Genomic DNA, 22,875 nt, shown 5'->3' with positions numbered 1-22,875 from the left:
AATTCTTAAAGTGCTTCTGCGTCCATTTCGCCAGTTCGGATACGCACCGCTTGGTTCAGATCGTAAACAAAAATTTTACCGTCGCCGATTTTTCCGGTTTGCGCAGCTTTTGTAATTGCTTCAACAACGCGATCTACATTGTCTGCGTGAGTCGCGATTTCAATTTTCACCTTTGGTAGAAAATCGACTTGATACTCTGCACCGCGATACAATTCCGTGTGACCTTTTTGACGACCGAACCCTTTAACTTCTGATACTGTCATCCCTTCGATACCGACATCAGCCAATGCTTCTCGTACATCGTCTAATTTAAACGGCTTAATAATGGCATTGATTATTTTCATTGAGTTATCTCCGAAGCTTTCATCCTGAAACACTTCTTATAATCCAATCTACGTGCCAAGTTTTTAAGTTATTGAATAATAAAAACTAACCTCAATTTACATATCTATAAACAAAAAGGGCGCACCATATCGGTGCGCCCTTTTCACAAATTTAAAGCAACGGCAGAGAAGTTACCCAAAACTGTGCATTAAATGTTCAAAAAGTCTTTCCACTGTTCGATAAGTGCCATGAAATCCTCTATCCCACAACTTGCTGTACTTTCTGCATTGTAGAAGTCGAACTCACTTTCCATCTCGACATCATATTCATGGGCTAATGCGTTTTCTTGTACAAGAACTTCGTCGCCCTGAATCATCAAGCTAATTTCCGTGCCTGTAAGGTTATGCTCCTGAGAAGGCGCTGAAAATGACCGCTCAATTAGCTTTTCAACCTGTGCAATCTTCATCGGATCTTTACCAATTTCTTCTTGCAACCAGCGCCCTACAATCTCATGTCCCATGCTACATTTTACGTAGTACTCGCCCATCAACGTGTTACGAATGAATTCAAATTCCACCGAGATTGCCTATTTCGTATCAATTTGGTGCGAGTATAGCGAATTGCTCCCATAAAAAAAGCACCTCATGTGAGGTGCTTTTGAATTGTGCATTTCTGATTATGCCGGTTCTTGGAAGATCACTTCGTCCGCTTTCTTGGTGTATTGATCCATTTTATGGAAGTTCAAGTAGCGGTACGTATCCGTTGCCGTAGCGTCGATTTGCTTCGCGTATTCTAGGTATTCTTCTTTGGTTGGAATCTTACCTAGGATTGCACCTACTGCAGCTAGCTCAGCTGACGATAGGTAAACATTCGCACCAGTACCCAGACGGTTCGGGAAGTTACGCGTTGAAGTCGACATTACTGTTGATTTATCTGCAACACGCGCTTGGTTACCCATACAAAGTGAACACCCTGGCGTTTCAATACGAACCCCTGCACGTCCGAAGATACCGTAGTAGCCTTCTTCAATCAGTTGGTCTTTATCCATCTTTGTTGGTGGCGCTACCCAAAGGCGCGTCGCTAACTGGCCATTGAACTTATCAAGCAATTTACCTGCTGCGCGGAAGTGACCGATGTTCGTCATACAAGAACCGATGAACACTTCATCAATCGCTGTGCCTTGTACTTCAGACAACAAACGAGCGTCATCTGGGTCATTCGGTGCACATAGTACTGGCTCATTGATTTCAGCCATATCGATTTCAATCACATGTGCGTATTCAGCGTCTTTATCTGCTTGCATCAGCTCAGGGTTTGCTAGCCACTCTTGCATTGCAGTAATACGGCGCTCGATAGTACGGCGATCACCGTAGCCTTCAGAGATCATCCACTTCAGCATCACGATGTTAGAGTTTAAGTACTCTTCGATCGACTCTTGAGACAATTTCACAGTACAACCTGCCGCCGAACGCTCTGCAGATGCATCAGAAAGCTCAAATGCTTGCTCAACCGTTAGCGTTTCTAAGCCTTCAATCTCAAGGATACGGCCAGAAAACTCGTTGATCTTGCCCGCTTTTTCTACCGTTAGTAGACCTTGCTGAATCGCGTAGTAAGGGATGGCATGAACAAGATCACGCAGTGTAATACCCGGTTGCATCTCACCTTTAAAACGAACCAAGATTGACTCTGGCATGTCTAGCGGCATAACGCCTGTCGCAGCTGCAAAGGCAACCAAGCCCGAGCCAGCTGGGAATGAAATACCCAGAGGGAAACGAGTATGTGAGTCACCACCCGTACCGACAGTATCCGGTAGTAGCATACGGTTTAGCCATGAGTGGATAATACCGTCACCAGGACGAAGAGATACACCACCGCGGTTCATAATAAAGTCCGGAAGTGTATGGTGAGTGTTAACGTCTACTGGTTTTGGATAAGCCGATGTGTGACAGAAAGACTGCATGACAAGATCAGCAGAGAAGCCGAGACACGCCAAGTCTTTAAGTTCATCACGAGTCATAGGGCCAGTAGTATCTTGCGAACCTACTGTCGTCATTTTCGGCTCACAGTAGGTTCCAGGACGGATGCCTTCTACGCCACATGCTTTACCAACCATTTTCTGTGCAAGCGTGTAACCCTTGCCAGAATCTGCGATTTCACCTGGTTTTCGGAATACGTCCGAAGGCTCAAGACCTAGCGATTGACGCGCTTTGTCTGTCAAACCACGACCAATGATCAATGGGATACGACCACCAGCACGAACTTCATCAATCAGTACTTCTGTTTTTAGCGAGAACTCAGCTAGAACCTCACCAGTTTCGTGGTTGCAAACTTTACCTTCATATGGGTAAACATCGATAACATCGCCCATGTTGAGCTTAGTTACGTCAACTTCGATTGGTAGTGCGCCAGCATCTTCCATTGTGTTAAAGAAGATAGGGGCAATTTTGCCACCAAGCACATACCCACCAGCTCGTTTGTTTGGAACGTAAGGGATATCATCACCCATAAACCAAAGCACTGAGTTGGTTGCAGATTTACGTGAAGAGCCAGTACCAACAACATCACCAACGTAAACCAATTGATGGCCTTTGTCTTTTAACTCTTCAATTTGCTTGATCGGGCCAATAGTACCCGGTTGATCAGGGTTTATTCCTTCACGCTCGTTTTTAAGCATCGCCAGTGCGTGTACTGGGATATCAGGGCGAGACCAAGCGTCAGGTGCAGGTGAAAGGTCATCCGTGTTCGTTTCACCTGTTACTTTAAATACGGTTAGAGTGACTTTTTCTTCAAGCTTAGGCTTAGAAAGGAACCACTCAGCATCAGCCCATGATTGAAGTACTTTCTGTGCATGCGCATTGCCTGCTTTCGCTTTCTCTTCTACGTCATAGAAAGCATCAAACATCAGCAGCGTATGAGACAGCGCTTTTACTGCGATCTCTGCCAGTGCTTCATCATCCAATAGCTCAACTAGCGGTTCGATGTTGTAACCACCTTGCATAGTGCCTAGCAGTTCAGCCGCTTTTTCACGACTCACTAATGGTGATTTAACTTCACCTTTTGCTACTGCTGTTAGGAAACCCGCTTTTACATAAGCAGCTTCATCAACACCTGGAGGGATACGGTTTTCAAGTAGGTCAAGAATGACTTCTTCTTCACCTTGCGGGGGATTTTTCAGAAGTTCTACAAGTCCAGCAACTTGTTCTGCGTCTAGCGGTTTAGGAACAACTCCTTCAGCAGCACGCTCTTCGACGTGTTTACGGTAGGCTTCAAGCACGACTTTTTCCTCTCATTGCGGTTCCTCCTCTATTATTACTATTGTTAAAGTAAAGGAGTGAACATCCTTGGAAACTTGGCTCTCCATTGCCCTTGTTTTCATTCAATTATGATTGAGAAACAGCGCCGTAGAGGCCAAACTGTGGGCAAAATAATAGCAAATTTAACCTTAAATTAAAATCTTATCATTTTGACCAACATAGCAACTTACGACTAAAGTTCTGCTAATTTTGACCAAATATGCCAAGTTTTTGCTTTCTCATACCCGATTAATTAAACGATGTTCCTACGATCAAATACACAGCATCCAAATCTTGCTCGGTACGACCGTATGCCAACATTATTGGTCCTATTGGTGAGTCAACACCAAAGAAGATGGAGCCAGCATTGTAAAGCGGCGCTTCGTTTAGTTTCAGATCATTATCAGACCAAACACCGCCATATTCGACCGATGCGCCCAGGTAGACTGGAGCTTCAAACAATCCGAAATCATTATCAAACCACTTATATCGGTACACCAAACTGCTGAAAAATAAGTTCTGTCCGATCAGGCTATTTCTTGGGATTCCAGATAGGCTTAAAAAGCCGCCCAACTCTCTGGGATCAAGCGGTAAAGATGAGTTTTTACTCTCTACAAAACTATATTCAGCATGTCCGACTAAAGTATGACGCTGATGACTCACTGCACCTTTAAATCGTGCAGAGATTTCATAAACGGTATCTTCAATAATTTTGTCAGTTTCTAAAAGGCTAACGCCTTGAGGACTTTGATCATGAGACACTAAATATTCGAGATCGACTAAAAGCCCACGAGTCGGAAATGCGAAATCATCGAGTGTATCTAGGCGATAATTGGCAAACAGGCCACGACGTTCAAAATCCAATTTACCAGCAGAAGCCAAAGTAGAAAGCTCAATATCTCCGGTTGAGTAGCGAGCGCCAAATCGAAGTTCTTGCCACAATGTGGGTTGGATACCTATCGCTAACTCTGTTGTAAAATCATCGTAAGTGACCGGAAAAAAGTCATTTACTGACTCTAAATCTGGTGCTTGAGGCTCTGTTAAAGGTAAGTTTCGGCTCTCACTGCCATAGGAAATACGCCCCGATACAAAAAGTTCTTGGCTAGATAAAACAGGGGAATACAACTCAGCTTCAATCAGCTTATCCGTGCCCATTTCTACGTTGAACGCCAACTCCGCGCCATGAGAGTTCAAGTTGGTAAAGTTGGTTGATATCCCTATGCCGTACTGGCTATCTGTATCGAAGTCATCTTCAAGAAAAAATCGGAAGTTGAGATAATTAGGCCCCCACGACTTCTCGTTAACATCAAAAACCAACAATGTCTCACCATCAACCTCTTCAAAGTGATAAGTGATGAGCTCGAACCGATCTAACGCGTAGAGGTTTTCAACGGCTTTCTCAATTTCGGCCGTTGAAATACGACGTCCGGTTTCTAATTCAATACGATTCGTCAACAACACATCGCTGTAGTGCGTGTTATTTACAATCACAATGTCATCAACCACACGCTGATCGCCATAAATCAAAGTTTTACGAACTTCTTGTTTGCGGTCGATGTATTTTTGATAGTCCGCGTTGGACAAGCGTAACTCTTTCAGCTTGTCTTTTAATTGCTTGGTAATATCGTACCCAGCTTGAAAAGCCCAAGGCATTTTGTCGAACTCGACGGTTTCCATGGTGCCCACATTGGGACGAATATAGATATCTTGAGGTTCAAGCTCGTCCACTTGCTGTTGTGTACTACGACGAACGAGATAGTTAGAGAGTTGGTCCGCGACAGTAAACAGCCCCGTAAATTCATCTTCGGTTTTGTAGTCGGTGCTAATATCGACGGCAATAACGACATCAGCCCCCATGGCGCGAGCCACATCGACAGGCATGTTATTGACGACGCCGCCATCGACAAGCATATGACCATTGAGCTTATAGGGAGGAAGTGCTCCTGGTACAGACATGCTAGCCATCATGGCATCCACAAGGTAACCATTACCCAGTACGACTTCTTCTAGGGCAAGAATATCAGTCGCAACAGAACGATAAGGAATGGCAAGCTCATCAAAAGAATCGAATCGCCCTAAGTTCCCTGTAGTCTCACGCAATACTCGCAACATGTTCTGGCCTTGCACCACACCCGTTGGTGCTCGTACCTCACCGAACCTTAAGCCGAGGTCGGTATTAATTTGATAGCGGTCTTCATACTCTTTGTCACGAACTCGACGTTGGCTACGGTCAACACGATCTCGATAACCGCTGCCCCAATCGACGGTGTAGATAAAACTCTCAATTTCATCAGCACTCATCCCCGTGGCATAGAGCCCACCCACATAGGCGCCCATACTGGTACCGGTCACAATATCGACAGGGATCTGCATTTCTTCCAATGCTTTTAAAACCCCAATGTGTGCCGCCCCTTTCGCTCCGCCACCAGCGAGCACAACCGCCACCTTTGGTCGAGGTTCCAAGTCATCCGTTTTTGTTAGAGAGTTTGCGAGGGAAACAGAAGGAGTGATCATCAAAAAGGTACTAACCCAAAGCGCAAAGTTGCGAACCGATGGGCTTGATAACAGCTTTTTGAACATTCACTTCTTCCTTTATTGAATATCTGATCAAGTAGGGCGTGCTAGCAGTACTGTACTAACACGCCCTAATATGTACTAAGAATTAATCAGATAAACAAGCTAATGTTGTTGATTTGGCGATGCTACCAATCAAATATGCTATTTAACCAGTTTGATTTCTTCTCACACTGTTGCTTTATCTGACCGGTTTTATCCCAAACTGGCAGTTTGTAATCACTACGGCAGTTCATTTCTAAACCTCCATCAGATGTAGGCTTGAACCCTAATGTGGTGATTTCTCTTGGCCATGGGAGCTCTAAGCGCTCAGGAATACGCTGCTTCAAGTACTCTGCGTACACTCGTAATGCACCACTCGACCCCGTTAGATTCACGGGTTTATTATCGTCGCGGCCTAGCCAAATTGTCGTCACCTCACGACCATCAACACCGACAAACCAACTATCGCGGTTGTCATTACTGGTACCCGTTTTTCCTGCCAATGCAGCCCAACCAAACTGGCTTTGTAAGAAGCGGCCAGTGCCTTGAGCAACCCCTTGTTTCATCGCGTAGGTCGTTAGCCATGCAGCTTGTTCATCCACGGCTCTTGATGAACGAGGCAAGGATTGATACAGCACATTACCTTCCATATCCATGACTGAGCGCAGAGCGGTCAGTTTTGCACGCTTACCTGAATTCGTCAGAGTCTGATACATCTGTGCGACTTCGAATGGCGTCAAAGAAAACGAACCCAAAAACATCGAAGGCACTGGGCGAATTTCGTCTTTGTTCACGCCCAAACGCTCTAAAGTATTGGAGACTTCAGGAATGCCAAGTGCCATACCTAAGCGCACGGTTGGTACGTTAAGTGATTTCGCTAAAGCAATGTAAAGTGGCACATCACCACGATATTTTCTATCGTAGTTGCGCGGCGTCCACACGTTACCTTTACTGCTCTTCAGACTTAACGGCGTGTCGTGTAGCGTCGTGCCTAGGTTGTATTTATCCGGTTGTTCTAGAGCCGTTAAGTAAATCGCTGGTTTCACTAAAGAACCAATTGGACGACTGGCATTGAGCGCGCGGTTAAAGCCTTCATAACCGACACGTTTACCACCAACCATCGCACGGATTTCACCACTATGGCGATCAACGGCCACAGCAGCGGCTTCTAACTCTTTACCACCCCGTTTAGCTAGTTCTGGGATCTTTTTCGCGATAGCTTGTTCCATTTTGCTTTGCGATACTGGGTCCAGAGACGTAAACACGCGCAGTCCGGTCTCTGCTTTAAATCGCTCCCCAACTTTTTCTTTTAATTCAATGCTCAATTGTTGGAAATAAGCTGGCTGACGGCTCGCAATACGTGGCTTGCTTTGCGTATCGAGTGGACGACTTACAGCTTGTTCATACTGCTCTGAAGTCAACATGTTTTGCTGCATTAACAGGCGCAGAACGAGATCACGACGCTCTTTCGTTCTCTCAGGGTAACGAATTGGGTTGTAGTAAGACGGTCCTTTTACCATCCCAACTAACATCGCCAATTGATCGATTCGCAACTCCTGAATTGGCTGCCCAAAATAGTAACGCGACGCCAAGCCAAACCCGTGGATCGCTTCACCTCCACTTTGACCTAGGTACACTTCGTTTAGGTAGGCTTCTAAGATACGATCTTTGCTGTAACGGTAATCCAAAATTAGCGCGATATACGCTTCTCGAACTTTACGCCACAGTGTTTTATCACGAGTCAAAAACAGGTTTTTTGCCAATTGCTGAGTCAGCGTACTACCACCTTGAACAGTACGACCCGCCTTAATGTTCGCAACCAATGCACGTGCAATCGCGAGCGGTGACACCCCGTCATGTTGATAAAAATCCCGGTCTTCGGTCGCAAGCAGTGCATCCACCAAAATTTCAGGGAACTGATCACGACGTAAGAAAAGGCGCTGTTCATCACGGTCTTTCTCCAGCATGCCCAACATCTTCGGTTCTAGGCGCAAGTAACCAAGGTCTCCTCGAGATTCTAAAGACTGAATACGTTGCAAGCCGGAATCAGAGAAATGCAGCATAATGTGACGATCCGGCTCGGGACCATCGGCAAACTCGAATGGACGACGAATCAATTCAATCCGAGTGGAAGAAGAGGAATATTCGCCTGGGTAACGAGGTTGACTCACTTTACGGTAATTCAACACATCTAGCTCGTTGCGCAGTTCTTGGATGGTGATATTCTCACCAGGGCTTAGATTCAAGATACGGGCATAAACCACCGTTGGCAGCTCAAACAGCTGACCTTCAAAGCGTTCTTTCACCACACTATCTAAGTAAATCCCAACAAACAGCAAAACAGCGGCAAGTGCAACGCCAGCTTTCCAGCTAAACGACCACAGAACTTTCAACCACGAACGTTTCTCGTTAGTCGGCTTTTTACTCGGCGTACGTCGAGTCTGTTTTGCGGTTCCTTTATTGGTTGTACTTTTCTTCGCTGGCGCTTTTTTCGCGCTAGGCTTCTTGCTGTCAGTCATTATTCAATTGTCTTTTTGTTTTCGTTGTTGCTACATGATTGGCAGGATCATCTGGCCAAACGTGTTTTGGGTAGCGCCCTTTCATCTCTTTTTGAACGTCTTTGTAGCTTCCGTTCCAGAAAGCCGCCAAGTCCGACGTTACTTGCAATGGACGTTGTGCCGGTGAAAGCAGTTCAAGCACCAAACGCTTGCGGCCAAGAGCCACCGTTGGGGAACCACTCTCCCCAAATACTTCTTGCATACGCACCGATAATATCGGCTCGTGGCCATATTGGTAACGGATACGCTTCTTTGAACCTGTGGGTAGTTGGTAATGCTCAGGTAACCATTCATCCAGTTGTTGATTGAGTGGCCAACCTAATAGAGCATTAAGCGCTTCGACCAAGTTTATCTTGCTCAGGTCTTTAACCGAGCTGACAGACGTCATGTATGGTTCTAACCACTCCTCTAATGAATCCAGCAAACTGGCTTCATCAAACACTGGCCATGACTGCTCAGGTAACCATTCCACCGCACAACGAACCCGAGCCAACAAGCTCTCCGCTGCCGGTGTCCAGTTTAGACTCTGTAAGCCCTGGCGGCGGACATACGTGAGTAAAGCTTGTGTCATTTTTTCTTTGCCCGGGCTTGGCAGCGGCTCGCGTTCAACGACCAGCAGACCGAGTTTTGTTTGTCGCTCAGCTATTAGACGGCCTCTTTTTTCATCCCAGTCCACTACTTCTTCAGACGAAAATAGCGTATCAAAGGTCGTTCGCAATATATTGACATCCAATTCACATGCCGAATGAATTTGACTTGAGTTAGAATGAGAACGCATTAAGTCAACGGCAACCAAATACTCACAGCCACCTAGCATGTCTTCCTGACGACATTCTGCACCATGACCATTAGCCAAAGTAAATCGCCCAAATTGATTTGTGCGCTGCTGCGCAATGCGATCTGGAAATGCCAAACTTAACACCAGCGGTAATGCATCTTCATCCACGCCTTTCAGGTCAAATACCGTATCCAATTTGTACGCTAGAGATTGAGCACGCTTGAACAACATCGACTTTTTTGGATGAGTACCAACAAGCCAACGATGCAAGCTATGAGCGATATTGGTAACACTCCTCTCTGGCTCTTCAATCAGTGCGACCGCCGCCAAAGCAGCATTTAACATCTTATCACTGTAAGATTGCGCTTTAATTAGCATCGCAGCCGCACGAGGCTCAACGCCTAGTTCATGCGCCTGTTTTCCTTCGGACGTTAATTGCCCTTTTTCCGTCAGTAGTCCCAATGACACCAATAGCTGCTTCGCTTGTTCCAATGACGCATTAGCTGGAACATCAAGCCACTTTAGATCGTGGATATCACTCGCTCCCCAAAAGGCAAGCTCCATAACTAAACTAGCCAAATCGGAATGCAAAATTTCGGGTTGGGGAACCAGCGGTTGCTGCTTGAACTGGCTTTCAGAATAAAGACGAACACAAATGCCCTCTTCTATTCGTCCCGCTCGTCCTGCACGCTGAATCGCTGAAGACTGTGCAATGCGTGTTTGCTCTAAGCGTGTTAAACCGTTTTTCAAATCAAAGCGGGCAACACGCTCTAACCCAGAATCAACGACGAGGCGAATGCCTTCAATCGTTAGTGAAGTTTCTGCAATGTTGGTCGCTAGAACGACTTTACGCTTACCTTGTTCTGCTGGCGTAATCGCTTTTTGTTGATCTGCAAAACTCAGTTGACCATAAAGTGGGCATACGTCGATATCATCCGCTAAATGAGACAACCGCTCTTCAACTTGTTTTATGGCACCAACACCCGGTAGGAAAGCTAACAAAGATCCAGACTCTTTGTTCAGAAGACTTTCTATTGTTTTTGCCATACTCGTAGGTAAATGCTCGTTCACACCTAACGGCTGGTAGCGCATTGCCACATCAAAGCTCCGCCCTTCAGATTCAATGTAACTGGCTTCCGGCAACAACGATTGTAATGCTTGTTGGTCAAGCGTTGCCGACATTACCACCAGCTTGAGATCGTCTCGCAATGCCTCTTGAACTTCTAAACTGAATGCCAAAGCGGTATCAGCATGAATGCTGCGTTCATGAAACTCATCAAAGATCAGTAGATCAACCCCATCCAGTTCAGGGTCAGTTTGAATCATCCGAGTCATGATCCCTTCGGTTACGATCTCCAGCTGCGTTGCTGAGCTTACCTTTGCCTCACCACGGACTCGATAACCCACGCGTTGACCTACTTGCTCTCCCAATTGCTCAGCAAGATAACGGGCAATGTTACGCGCCGCGAGTCGTCTTGGCTCAAGCATGATGATTTTTCCAGCAACCGAATGATTTAAGAGTAACTGCAAAGGGAAGTAAGTCGACTTACCGGCACCAGGCGCCGCTTTTACGATCACTTGATGTTGATTTTTGACCGCCGTCAGCAACTCAGGCATCACGGCTTCAATCGGCAATTGTGACAAAGGAAATACCTTATGGTGTAATGATGGCAACATTGTACATAAAAAATTTTTTGTCTAAATAAGCAAATGCATTTCACACCCGCTTTAGAGTCCGCCACTCTACTCAAACGCTATAAACGCTTTCTTGCCGATATCGAGCTCGATACTGGTGAAATCCGTACAATCCACTGCGCAAATACAGGTGCAATGACGGGTTGTGCAACACCCGGAAACAAAGTTTGGTTTTCTACTTCCGACAACCCGAAACGAAAATACCCCAATAGTTGGGAGTTGAGTGAGACCGAACAAGGCCACCGTATTTGTATCAACACCGCGCGTGCCAATCAATTAGCCGTAGAGGCTATTGAAAATAATGTCATTTCAGAGCTTTATGGTTATGACACACTTCAAACTGAGGTGAAATACGGTAATGAAAATAGCCGAATTGATATCTTGCTCAGCGCAGACGACAAGCCAAAGTGCTATATAGAAGTGAAAAGCGTCACTCTTCTTGATGAGACCGACTCTACTGGACAAGGATACTTCCCAGATGCGGTCACGACTCGGGGACAAAAACACCTGAGAGAGCTCACAGAAATGGCACAAAATGGAAGTAGGGCCATACTTTTATTCACTGTTTTACATTCAGGTATTGAAAAAGTATCCGCGGCGCACCATATAGACGCGAAATATTCACTATTACTCAAACAAGCACAAGACGCTGGAGTGGAAGTTCTCTGCTACAAAGCTGAACTGAGCGATACTGGAATGAAGCTGATTTCCGCTATTGATTTTATCAATTAAGAGAAAAAATGATGTCGTCTTCACATTGACGATAACTTTGCGATTCAGTATTTGCTTGCACCGCCTCTTTTTGCTATAGATACCCGCCTTAAATTGACTGCGTAGCAGTTGACTAGGTGTAAGTAGGAGATGCTGTATGCCAGAATCAAAGAAGAAAACGATAGGCATCCTAGCCATTGCCGGCGTGGAGCCATATCAGGAAAAACCTGGTGAAGAGTACATGTCACCAGAGCAGGTTGAACACTTTACGAAAATCTTAACAGCTTGGCGCGACCAGCTAAGAGCTGAAGTGGATCGTACTGTTCACCACATGCAGGACGAAGCAGCAAACTTCCCAGATCCAGTTGACCGCGCCTCTCAAGAGGAAGAGTTCAGCCTAGAACTGCGTAACCGTGACCGCGAACGCCGTTTGATCAAGAAGATTGAAAAGACTTTGGATAAAATCAAAGAAGACGATTTTGGCTTCTGTGAGTCTTGTGGCGTAGAGATTGGCGTTCGCCGTCTTGAAGCACGTCCAACCGCTGACCTTTGTATTGACTGTAAAACACTTGCAGAAATCAAAGAGAAGCAAATGCAAGGTTAATCACCCAGCATTATGATTGTTGAAGGGAGCTCAGGCTCCCTTTTTGTTTTGGCTATCTTCGCACCCTATTTGTTTACTAAATTCGAGATACACGCATGACACGCTATGTAGGTCGATTCGCCCCATCTCCTTCTGGTCCACTGCATTTTGGTTCACTGATTGCCGCTCTTGGCAGTTATTTTCAAGCGAAAGCACAAAACGGAGCTTGGTTAGTACGTATTGAGGACTTAGACCCACCAAGAGAAATGCCAGGTGCAGCGCAACTTATCCTAGAGGCACTCAAGGCCTATCAGCTGCATTGGGATGGAGAAGTGGTATACCAGAGCGAACGTCACGACCTTTACCAAGCTCAAATAAACAAATGGCTCGAAAATGGAGAAGCCTATTATTGCCAATGTACTCGTAAGCAAATTAAAGAGCATGGCGGTTTTTATCCTGGCACTTGCCGCGATAAAAACTTGAAAGAAGGCGCGATTCGCCTAAAAATGACCAAGCCTGTCGCTCATTTCCTCGACCAAAAGCGGGGAACCATTACTATTCCAGAGCAACTCGTTAATGAAGATTTCATTATTAAACGTCGAGATGGATTATTTGCTTATAATCTTGCGGTAGTATTGGACGACATCGACCAAGGCGTCACAGAAGTCGTGCGAGGTGCAGACTTAATCGAGCCGACAGGGCGTCAAATTAGCCTGTACCAAATACTTGGTCAGCCTGAAGTTAGCTACTTGCATTTACCATTGGCGATGGACAACAACGGCAATAAATTGTCGAAACAAAATCACGCGACGGCTATTGATATAGATACACCAAAACCTACTCTATTGCGCGCCATGACATTTTTAGGTTTCGAGATACCTGAAACCGTAAGGGCGGCCAACATAGAAGATATTCTTCGTTGGGGCTGCGAAAACTGGCGGTTGGAACAGCTTCCAGCAGAGATCGAGATCACACCGTGATTCTCAAATGGCATTGTGTAGGCTATCATTAGCCGCAAATTAGGCCCTAGAGGCGTATAAAACTAACCAAAGCAAGATTGGATTAAACCCAGTTATTGCCAGATGCACATGAATACAAACGACTATACACCAAGCGAACCTGCCACAATTCCAGAGCTCGCTCTCAATGTAATAACTCGTGAAGAGCACAACATTTCGCGTAAGCAGATCAGTGATAATGCGCTGAAGGTACTGTACCGCCTAAATGGTGCTGGTTTCGATGCTTTTCTTGTGGGTGGCGGGGTTCGAGACTTACTGCTTGGACAAAAACCAAAAGATTTTGACATTGCGACCAACGCAACGCCGGAACAGATCAAACAGCTATTTCGTAACTGCCGTTTGATTGGTCGCCGCTTCCGCTTGGCTCATATTATGTTTGGCCGAGACATCATTGAGGTTGCGACATTCCGTGGTCACCACCAAGAGCAAAAGAATAAGAGCATTTCTCAGCAATCAAAAGAGGGTATGCTGCTGCGTGACAACGTCTACGGCACCATCGATGAAGATGCTGAGCGCCGTGATTTCACGATTAACTCGATGTACTACAACATCGCAGATTACTCGATTCACGACTACGCACGTGGTATTGAAGATTTAGAAGATCGCCTAATTCGACTTATTGGTGATCCAGAAACACGCTACCGTGAAGACCCTGTGCGCATGCTGCGTGCGGTTCGTTTCGCGGTAAAACTAGACTTTGATATTGAAGAAGACACCGCAGCGCCAATCGAACACATGGCACCGTTGCTCGGTGACATTCCGTCAGCGCGTCTTTTTGAAGAGTCACTCAAATTATTGCAATCCGGTCATGGCTTAGAAACCTACCACCTACTGCGTGAGTACAACCTATTCCAGCAACTATTCCCGACGATTGCAGCGCACTTTACAGAAGATTACTCCTCTCACACTGAGCAGATGTTGGATCTTGTCCTAGATTCTACCGACATGCGCATCGAAGATGGGAAACGCATCAATCCAGCATTTATGTTTGCTGCAATGCTGTGGTACCCACTGTGTGCGAAAGCCGATGAACTGATGGAAGAGCGCAACTTAGGCCATTACGACGCCATTATGGAAGCGAGCAACATCATTCTTGACGAGCAAGTTCGCACAATTGCCATTCCAAGACGCCACACCGCAACCATTCGCGAGATTTGGCAGTTACAGCTTCGTCTTCCACGACGTAACGGTAAACGCGCATTCCGTCTTATGGAGCTCAATAAATTTAGAGCTGGCTTTGATTTTCTTGAAATGCGCGGTGAAATTGAAGGTGGTGACACTCAGAAGCTTGCCAAGTGGTGGGAAACTTTTCAAAATGCAGGCCGAGAAATGCGTCAAGCAATGGCTGCCGACTTAGACGGTCAATCACCGAAAACAGGCCAGCGCCGCCGTAAAACTTATCGCAAGAAAAAGAGTAAGCCCAAATCATGATTACAGCGTACATTGCGGTAGGCAGTAACTTGGCTGATCCTGTCAGCCAAGCGAAGCAAGCGATTGAAGCATTAAAAACGCTGCCTAAATCAGAGTTTGTTCAAGCTTCTTCGCTATACAGCAGCACGCCAATGGGGCCACAAAACCAACCGGATTACATCAATGCGGTTGTGTCTATTAACACCAGTTTGACGCCTATTGAATTGCTCAATTGCACACAAGCTATAGAGCAAGAACAAGGGCGTGTCCGTAAAGACGAACGCTGGGGACCAAGAACCTTGGACCTCGACATTGTGCTTTATGGCAATGAGGTGATTAATTCCGAGAGGCTGATCGTTCCTCATTATGGAATGAAAGAGCGTGAATTCGTACTCTACCCTCTTGCGGAAATTGCACCAAGTTTACAACTCCCTGATGGGACCGAGGTCTCTGAACTACTGGAACAAGTAGATAGAAACGGCCTCAGTATCTGGCAGTCATAGCCAACTCCTAGTAAGGATAAAACCATGAAAAAAATGACCATCAACGACCTAATCAAGTGGAAGCAAGAAGGTCGTAAATTTGCTACTTCAACCGCTTATGATGCGAGCTTTGCCCAACTGTTTGAAAGCCAAGAAATGCCAGTACTTCTTGTTGGTGATTCTCTAGGTATGGTTTTGCAAGGTCACAACGATACTCTGCCAGTAACGGTCGATGATATCGCTTACCATACTCGTTGCGTACGTGCTGGTAGCCCAAATTGTTTGTTGATGGCAGACATGCCATTCATGAGCTACACCACGCCAGAGCAAGCTTGCGAAAATGCGGCTAAACTGATGCGTGCTGGTGCCAATATGGTAAAAATTGAAGGTGGTGACTGGCTTGTCGACACGGTGAAAATGCTCACTGAACGATCAGTTCCAGTTTGTGCTCATCTTGGTTTAACTCCTCAAGCTGTTAATATTTTTGGTGGTTACAAAATCCAAGGTCGCGATCAAGAAAAAGCAGACCGCATGGTAAAAGACGCATTAGCGCTGCAAGAAGCAGGCGCTCAAATCGTCTTACTAGAATGCGTACCAGCTGAGCTTGCTGAACGTATTACGCAAGTGCTTGACGTTCCTGTTATCGGTATTGGTGCAGGTAACGTAACAGATGGTCAAATTCTCGTAATGCATGATATGTTTGGTATTTCTGCCAACTACATGCCGAAATTCTCCAAAAACTTTCTTGCTGAAACAGGTGATATGCGCAAAGCCGTTACTAAATACATTGAAGATGTAGCCAACGGTGTATTCCCAGACGACGCTCATACCATTGCCTAGAGGATAAATGCATGCAAACTTTTGCGGAAATCTCAGCAGTTCGTGAACACCTTAAAACCTTTAAACGTGAAGGTCGTAAAGTGGCGTTTGTCCCTACCATGGGCAACCTTCACGAAGGCCACTTAACTTTAGTGCGTAAAGCACGCGAATACGCTGATATCGTTGTCGTAAGCATCTTTGTTAATCCGATGCAGTTTGATCGTGCTGACGATTTAAATAATTACCCACGCACGCTAGAGGAAGACTTAAGCAAGTTAACCTCTGAAGGGGTCGATGTGGTATTTACGCCAACACCAGAAGTTATCTACCCAGAAGGTCTGGATAAGCAAACCTTCGTCGATGTCCCTGGCCTATCAACAATTCTCGAAGGCGCGTCTCGACCAGGTCATTTCCGTGGCGTGACGACGATTGTGAATAAGCTGTTTAACATCGTACAACCGGATGTCGCGTGCTTCGGCGAGAAGGACTTCCAACAACTTGCTGTTATCCGCAAGATGGTTGATGACCTAGCAATGGACATTGAAATCATCGGTGTACCAACCGTACGTGAAATGGACGGTTTAGCAATGAGTTCACGCAATGGCTTGCTTACGCTGGACGAGCGTCAACGTGCTCCTGTACTTGCTCGTACAATGCGTTGGATCAGTAGTGCCATTCGCGGTGGCCGCGATGACTACGCATCGATCATCGAAGATGCAAGCGACCAACTTCGAGCTGCAGGTCTGCACCCTGATGAGATCTTCATTCGTGATGCTCGTACATTACAAGTGATCACACCAGAAACGACACAAGCTGTTATTCTGATGTCTGCGTTCCTAGGCAAAGCTCGTCTTATCGATAACCAAACGGTAGATATGGTTGTCGAAACGAAGGAAGAAGCTGAATCTAACAATACAAACTCAGAGAACGCAGAGTAAGCTCTGAGCCATAAAAGTAAAAAGGTCGACTCTTAGTCGACCTTTTTTATACTCTACGTATAGACGCAATCTAACCCTTCAGGGCGAGTTTTAAACCGCTTGTGCAGCCACATCCACGCTGGAATATCACGTTTTATCATTTTCTCAAGCTCTTGGTTCAAGATGCTTGCCGCTTTAACCGCATTACGTCTCTCGAAACGCTCGCTAATGTCTTTTCCAATGTACAGCGTGTAATGGTGATTTTTACTCACTGTAACGCCAGATATAACCGCGCACTTTGTTGCATCAATGAGAACACTAGACCCGACGGTACTCGCCGCTTGTTCAACAGCAAAAAACGGCGCAAAAACAGAATGGCTAACGCCATAATCATGGTCGGGCAAATACCAAAGTCGATGACCATTTTTCAGAACTTTGAGCATTGATTTCACGTCTTTTCGATCAATCATTTGATGTCCAAAACGAGTTCGACCTCGATGTTGAATAAACTCATAAGCAGGATTCGAATTTGGGCGATAAACGCCATAACCTTGGGCAAACTGGCTAAAAATACGAGCGGTTATCTCCAAGTTTAAATGGTGACTGCACACCACCAACACACCACGTCCATTATTTTCCTCAGCGAGTAAACGATCTTTTCCAACAATAGAGGCTATCCGACGTATCCGCCAATCTGGCCAAAACCAAGCGATACCGGTTTCGATGATCGCCATTCCAGTATATTGAAAATTTTTTCGTACTACGTCCTTACATTGCCAATCCGTAAAATCAGGGAAACACAGCTGGAGATTACGCAGAGCGATCTTGTGTCGGCGCTTCATTACATGCATCGCAATACAGCCGATGCTTCTACCTAAGATTCGCAATACTACGTATGGCAGTACATTAACAAGAATCGCTAAAGATCCAAATGCCAGCCATACAGACCAATATTTGGGCTTAAGTAACTGATAGGAGAAAGGCGGCAGCGGGACAATATTCATAGGATCACTCATTTATTACAAATGATTGAAACCTACCATGATAAAAACCGAAAAATTGTATGGGTATGTATTGTTATGCACGCGAAAGAGCAGCGTGAATCGCCGCTCTTTGCTTTATGAGAATGGCTTAGCTTCTTAGCCCAATCCCTTTGGTTACTAGATAATGCGCAATGGCATACAGTGCAACAACAAACACTGCAAGTACACTAAATGAAGTGACAATGCCCACATCCGAGACACCTAAAAAGCCGTAGCGAAACGCATTCACCATGTAGACGATTGGGTTGATCTTAGAAACGCCTTGCCAAAATTCAGGCAGAAGACTAATCGAATAAAAGACTCCTCCCAAGTAAGTTAGAGGAGTCAATACAAACGTAGGGATGATCGAAATATCATCAAATGTTTTTGCGTAAACCGCATTGATCAAGCCACCGAGAGCAAATACCACCGACGTCATGAAGACAGTCGCGACAATAATGCCCCAGTGCTCCACTTGCAAATCAACGAACAAAAGTGACACACAAGTAACAATTGCACCGACCAACAAACCTCGAGTAACACCGCCCATCACGTAGCCAGCAATAATCACATAGTTTGGTACCGGGGCCACCAGCAGTTCTTCAATATTCTTCTGTAGCTTTGCACTAAAGAATGAAGACGCAACATTCGAGTATGAGTTGGTGATCACCGACATCATGATCAAACCTGGAACAATGTACTCCATGTAACTAAAGCCGCTCATCTCACCAATTCGAGAGCCAATAAGATTACCGAAAATGATGAAGTACAACGTCATCGTAATGGCTGGCGGCACTAAGGTTTGCACCCAAATACGTGTAAAGCGAGTGACTTCTTTGCTCAGCAAGCTGCGAAATGCCGTCCAATATAAACCGTACATTTAATTACTCCCCTCTCTTACAATGCTGACAAACAACTCTTCAAGTCGGTTGGCTTTGTTACGCATTGAGAGAACTTTAATGCCATGCTCTGTTAACTGACTGAATACCGAATTCAATCCTTGGCTTTTATCTAGTTCTATCTCTAAAGAGCCATCAACAATACTTTGTCGATTAACACCTTCAAGCTCAGGCACCTCGACTTCTGACTCAATATCCAAGATAAATGTCTCGACGCTTAGCTTACCTAGTAACGCCTTCATGGTGGTATTTTCAATCAGCTCACCACGATTAATAATGCCGATATTTCGACACAGCATCTCCGCTTCTTCTAGGTAGTGTGTCGTTAAAATAATCGTAATTCCTTGCTCTTGGTTGATCTCTTTCAGAAACCCCCACATTGAGCGGCGTAGTTCAATATCCACTCCAGCCGTTGGTTCATCTAAAATGAGTAATTGCGGCTCGTGCATCAAAGCTCTTGCGATCATTAAACGACGCTTCATCCCACCGGATAGGTTACGAGCACGCTCTTGGCGTTTTTCCCATAAATCCAATTTTTTCAGGTATTTTTCTGCTCTTTCTTTGGCTAACACTTTAGACACACCGTAATAGCCAGCTTGCTGCATCACAATTTGCTCAACGGTTTCAAACTGGTTGAAGTTGAACTCTTGTGGCACCAAGCCTAAATTCTGCTTGGCCAATTCGAGGTCGGTATCAATGTCATAACCGAAAACTTTCGTCGTTCCGGAGGTTTTATTCACTAAGGAGGAGATGATGCCAATCGTGGTCGATTTTCCTGCACCATTGGGACCCAGAAGCGCGTAGAAGTCACCCTTTTTCACTTGGAGACTTATACCTTTTAACGCCTCAAAGCCACCTGCATACGTCTTGCGCAGTTGTTCAATTTCTAATGCGTACATAAGGTCTTGATTGCCGTTTGTTTGTGATTACTAATACCGACTCATATTTAGCAGCGGTTTACTACAAAATCGCCTTGGGTATCGTATTGGAGGTCCATCAGTTTATCGTTGAATAACGATGATTACAAATAAACCTTTCGATAATATTGGAAATATAACCCTTACCTCGTAAAGGTTATCTCTGAGTAAGACAAAATAGAGCATAAAAAAACGCAACAGGACACTGTTGCGTTTTTAACTGTCAGAATGATTACGCCGTTATGCGCTGATACTGGTCTGCCTCAACATGTGCCACCGCCGCATTCAATGCTTCGTAACGGAATTGGTACATATTTTCATCAGGCACAAGGTCAATCACATGGAATTTCTCTAGCTGTTCTCGTGTTCGCTCATTCGGGCATAATAAATACACGGCACAATTGGCATCGAGAGCATCCTTAATCGCATTCTCTAACGCCAAACCGACGGTCACATCAATCATTGGTACATCCGTAAGATCGAGAATCATCACGTCATAGTCCGAAATACTAGAGTGCTGACGTGAAATGGCTTTAGAAACACTAAAGATCATCGGACCGGAAAGATAAAAGAACAGCACTTTACCATTAGCACGATCCAACAAACCACGCTCGCTGTCAGTCAGCGGCACATCATCTTCATCCGCGTCGCTGATCGCTTTTACTTGTCGCGCCTGCTCTCGGCTCAAACGCTCGATGATGATAATGTTCGAGATAAAGACGCCTAAACCCACCGCAACGATAAGATCAACGAATACTGTAAGCAGCATAACGCCATACATCACCGCCATTCCGGAAAAGCTTACCTTATGTGCCCTCTGAATAAAGCTCCAGTCTAGGATGTTAAAGCCAACATACACCGCAATGCCTGCTAACACAGCCATCGGGATTGGCTCTGTTAGCCCACCAGCAACCAGTACAACCAACGCCAACATTAGTGCGCGAATCACACCAGATAATGGCGAGCGAGCCCCAACTTGGATATTCGTTACCGTCCCCATAGTAGCTCCCGCCCCCGGCAGCGCACCAAACAAGCCAGAGATCATGTTAGCTAACCCTTGACCTCGCAGCTCTTTATCTGAGTCGTGTTCTTTACGAGTTAATGAGTCACCGATAACCGCCGTTAACAAAGTATCAATACAACCTAATGTGCCTAGCACTAATGCATCAATGACCATCTCGACAAACATATCTGTGTCAATATATGGTGCGACGAGAGAAGGTAACCCAGCAGGAATTTCACCGATACGACGAATATCTTCTGTATCAAAGAGAATCACAGACAATAAAGTTACCGCGACCAATGCCACGAGCTGTGCAGGAACGTATTTACGATATTGCTTAGGGAAGAAAAAAAGAATCCCCAAAGTCAGTAGTCCCAAAAACAACTCACTGAACTTAAGGTTAGAAATGGTCTCCGGCAAAGCAGATAACGTTCCGAGTACTCCCCCTGAAGGCGCGGCATGCCCCATCAAAGGCGATAACTGCAGAATGATAAGAATCACACCAATGCCAGACATAAACCCGGAAATAACGCTGTAAGGCATCAAGGTAACGTATTTACCCAGTTTCAACGTCCCCAATAGGATTTGGAACGCGCCAGCCATCATGACAACCGTGAAAGTCATAGCCATGCCCGTTTCTGGGTATTTCGCCATCATACTGGTTAATACTGCGGTCATGATTACCGTCATTGGCCCTGTCGGTTCTGATATTAACGTATTAGAACCACCAAATAACGAGGCAAACAAACCGACCATTATTGCTCCCCAAAGGCCGGCCTCAGCACCGGCTCCGGATGCAACACCAAACGCTAACGCCAGAGGGAGAGAGATAATCGCCGTGGTTACCCCGCCAAATACATCCCCTTTGAAATTGATATCTTCAAAACGACTACCGAACACTGCTGATTTTCCCTGCATTCAATTTTAAAAAGTAAAATATCACTACTTTAACGAGCTAGGCGAAAATTTAAACCATAAATAGATTAAGGCTAAATTCACACCACAAATAGTTTCACCAGATTTTACTTTTTTCTTAATGAAAACTAGTCAGATGAGTCCTATCTGACGAATATTTAACGAGATCGAAATTGTAACATTGTGTATAGTTACAACACTGATCGCTTGCATGTGCACACAAACAGCGGCAGCGATTTTGTCTTTTAAGGGAAGTAGTTTGCAAAATGCCGGAAATAAAACAGTTATTTGAAAACAATTCGAAATGGTCTCAAGAGATCAAATCTGATCGACCTGAATACTTCGCAAAACTCGCAGAGGGTCAAAAGCCTGATTTTCTTTGGATTGGCTGCTCTGATAGTCGCGTTCCTGCCGAGCGACTAACCGGACTATACTCAGGTGAACTCTTTGTTCATCGGAATGTTGCAAACCAAGTTATCCATACTGATCTCAACTGTCTATCGGTCGTCCAGTACGCCGTAGACGTTCTTAAGGTTAAACACATCATTGTCTGTGGACACTATGGATGTGGTGGCGTAAACGCAGCCATTGATAACCCTAAGCTAGGTCTTATTAATAATTGGCTGTTACATATCAGAGATATCTATTTCAAACACCGCACTTACCTAGATCAAATGCCGCAACAAGATCGAGCGGATAAACTAGGCGAGCTTAATGTTGCAGAGCAAGTGTACAACTTGGGTAACTCAACCATCCTGCAAAACGCTTGGGAGCGTGGACAAGATGTTGAAATTCATGGTGTGGTATACGGAATTGAAGATGGTCGCTTAGAGTACTTAGGCATTCGTTCTAACTCTAAGGAAACCGTAGAAGCGTCTTACCAGAAAGCTCTTTCGACGATTCTAAATACAGATAACAAGCTGCTTTGTCGCTAAGTCATATCTAAAAGTTGAACAAAAAACGCCCATCTTAGA

General features: G+C 45.3%; 18 protein-coding genes. 8 read left to right on the top strand and 10 right to left on the bottom strand.

Features of this window, described 5'->3' with window-relative positions; translation table 11 throughout:
- Positions 1–5: 5 nt before the first annotated feature.
- The 6 genes from R7Q41_RS11850 to hrpB all read right to left on the bottom strand — a co-directional run bounded on the left by R7Q41_RS11850 (position 6) and on the right by hrpB (position 11,153).
- Entirely contained in the window at positions 6–344 is a 339-nt protein-coding gene (locus R7Q41_RS11850; protein ID WP_005386570.1) for a P-II family nitrogen regulator, read from the bottom strand.
- Positions 345–532: 188 nt separating this feature from the next.
- Positions 533–901, bottom strand: coding sequence for a YacL family protein (locus tag R7Q41_RS11845; protein ID WP_017635908.1), 369 nt, complete (start codon positions 899–901; stop codon positions 533–535).
- Between the two features lie 99 nt (positions 902–1,000).
- Positions 1,001–3,598, bottom strand: a complete 2,598-nt coding sequence (gene acnB / locus R7Q41_RS11840) for a bifunctional aconitate hydratase 2/2-methylisocitrate dehydratase (RefSeq protein WP_005380009.1) — start codon at positions 3,596–3,598, stop codon at positions 1,001–1,003.
- Positions 3,599–3,866: 268 nt separating this feature from the next.
- The gene (locus R7Q41_RS11835; RefSeq protein WP_033905586.1) at positions 3,867–6,197 is read right to left on the bottom strand and encodes a patatin-like phospholipase family protein; all 2,331 of its coding nucleotides are present in this window, start codon (positions 6,195–6,197) and stop codon (positions 3,867–3,869) included.
- A gap of 122 nt (positions 6,198–6,319) precedes the next feature.
- On the bottom strand, positions 6,320–8,692 hold the full coding sequence (gene mrcB, locus R7Q41_RS11830; protein ID WP_005380020.1) for a penicillin-binding protein 1B: 2,373 nt from the start codon (positions 8,690–8,692) through the stop codon (positions 6,320–6,322).
- Positions 8,685–11,153 carry an ATP-dependent helicase HrpB gene (gene hrpB / locus R7Q41_RS11825; protein WP_318144506.1) on the bottom strand — a complete coding sequence of 823 codons (2,469 nt, stop codon included), beginning with the start codon at positions 11,151–11,153 and terminating at the stop codon, positions 8,685–8,687. The genes mrcB and hrpB overlap by 8 nt, the downstream gene beginning before the upstream one ends.
- 66 nt (positions 11,154–11,219) lie before the next feature.
- Between hrpB and sfsA the strand changes: the two genes are divergently transcribed.
- The 7 genes from sfsA (at position 11,220) to panC (ending at position 17,166) form a co-directional block, all read left to right on the top strand.
- Entirely contained in the window at positions 11,220–11,936 is a 717-nt protein-coding gene (gene sfsA / locus R7Q41_RS11820) for a DNA/RNA nuclease SfsA (RefSeq protein WP_005380023.1), read from the top strand.
- A gap of 136 nt (positions 11,937–12,072) precedes the next feature.
- Positions 12,073–12,519, top strand: a complete 447-nt coding sequence (gene dksA / locus R7Q41_RS11815; protein WP_005386584.1) for an RNA polymerase-binding protein DksA — start codon at positions 12,073–12,075, stop codon at positions 12,517–12,519.
- 95 nt (positions 12,520–12,614) lie between these two features.
- Positions 12,615–13,478: a tRNA glutamyl-Q(34) synthetase GluQRS gene (gluQRS, locus tag R7Q41_RS11810; RefSeq protein ID WP_104975576.1), complete on the top strand. Its 864-nt coding sequence runs from the start codon at positions 12,615–12,617 to the stop codon at positions 13,476–13,478.
- 102 nt (positions 13,479–13,580) lie between these two features.
- Complete coding sequence (pcnB, locus tag R7Q41_RS11805) at positions 13,581–14,948, top strand: polynucleotide adenylyltransferase PcnB (protein WP_005386589.1); 1,368 nt, start codon at positions 13,581–13,583, stop codon at positions 14,946–14,948.
- Complete coding sequence (gene folK / locus R7Q41_RS11800) at positions 14,945–15,430, top strand: 2-amino-4-hydroxy-6-hydroxymethyldihydropteridine diphosphokinase (protein ID WP_017635910.1); 486 nt, start codon at positions 14,945–14,947, stop codon at positions 15,428–15,430. The genes pcnB and folK overlap by 4 nt, the downstream gene beginning before the upstream one ends.
- Positions 15,431–15,454: 24 nt before the next feature.
- Positions 15,455–16,249 carry a 3-methyl-2-oxobutanoate hydroxymethyltransferase gene (gene panB, locus R7Q41_RS11795; protein WP_005386592.1) on the top strand — a complete coding sequence of 265 codons (795 nt, stop codon included), beginning with the start codon at positions 15,455–15,457 and terminating at the stop codon, positions 16,247–16,249.
- Between the two features lie 11 nt (positions 16,250–16,260).
- Positions 16,261–17,166 (top strand): pantoate--beta-alanine ligase, encoded by a 906-nt coding sequence (gene panC, locus R7Q41_RS11790; protein ID WP_065274834.1) that lies wholly within the window; start codon positions 16,261–16,263, stop codon positions 17,164–17,166.
- 53 nt (positions 17,167–17,219) lie between these two features.
- Here the strand turns inward: panC and R7Q41_RS11785 are convergent, their stop codons facing one another.
- From R7Q41_RS11785 to R7Q41_RS11770, 4 genes are all read right to left on the bottom strand, one after another.
- Positions 17,220–18,149 carry a Kdo(2)-lipid IV(A) acyltransferase gene (locus R7Q41_RS11785; protein WP_161440655.1) on the bottom strand — a complete coding sequence of 310 codons (930 nt, stop codon included), beginning with the start codon at positions 18,147–18,149 and terminating at the stop codon, positions 17,220–17,222.
- A gap of 127 nt (positions 18,150–18,276) precedes the next feature.
- Complete coding sequence (locus R7Q41_RS11780) at positions 18,277–19,047, bottom strand: ABC transporter permease (RefSeq protein WP_005386598.1); 771 nt, start codon at positions 19,045–19,047, stop codon at positions 18,277–18,279.
- On the bottom strand, positions 19,048–19,965 hold the full coding sequence (locus tag R7Q41_RS11775; protein ID WP_005380000.1) for an ABC transporter ATP-binding protein: 918 nt from the start codon (positions 19,963–19,965) through the stop codon (positions 19,048–19,050).
- Positions 19,966–20,215: 250 nt separating this feature from the next.
- Positions 20,216–21,886 carry a SulP family inorganic anion transporter gene (locus tag R7Q41_RS11770; protein ID WP_005379997.1) on the bottom strand — a complete coding sequence of 557 codons (1,671 nt, stop codon included), beginning with the start codon at positions 21,884–21,886 and terminating at the stop codon, positions 20,216–20,218.
- Positions 21,887–22,167: 281 nt separating this feature from the next.
- Here R7Q41_RS11770 and can point away from each other — a divergent pair, with 281 nt between their 5' ends.
- Positions 22,168–22,836: a carbonate dehydratase gene (gene can, locus R7Q41_RS11765; protein ID WP_005379996.1), complete on the top strand. Its 669-nt coding sequence runs from the start codon at positions 22,168–22,170 to the stop codon at positions 22,834–22,836.
- Positions 22,837–22,875: the final 39 nt, after the last annotated feature.

Source organism: Vibrio sp. 2096, assembly GCF_033339595.1.
In the GTDB taxonomy this organism is placed as follows: Bacteria; Pseudomonadota; Gammaproteobacteria; order Enterobacterales; family Vibrionaceae; genus Vibrio; species Vibrio alginolyticus.
Note: the sequence above shows the minus strand (reverse complement) of the source record. Positions and strands in the feature narration are given on the sequence as shown.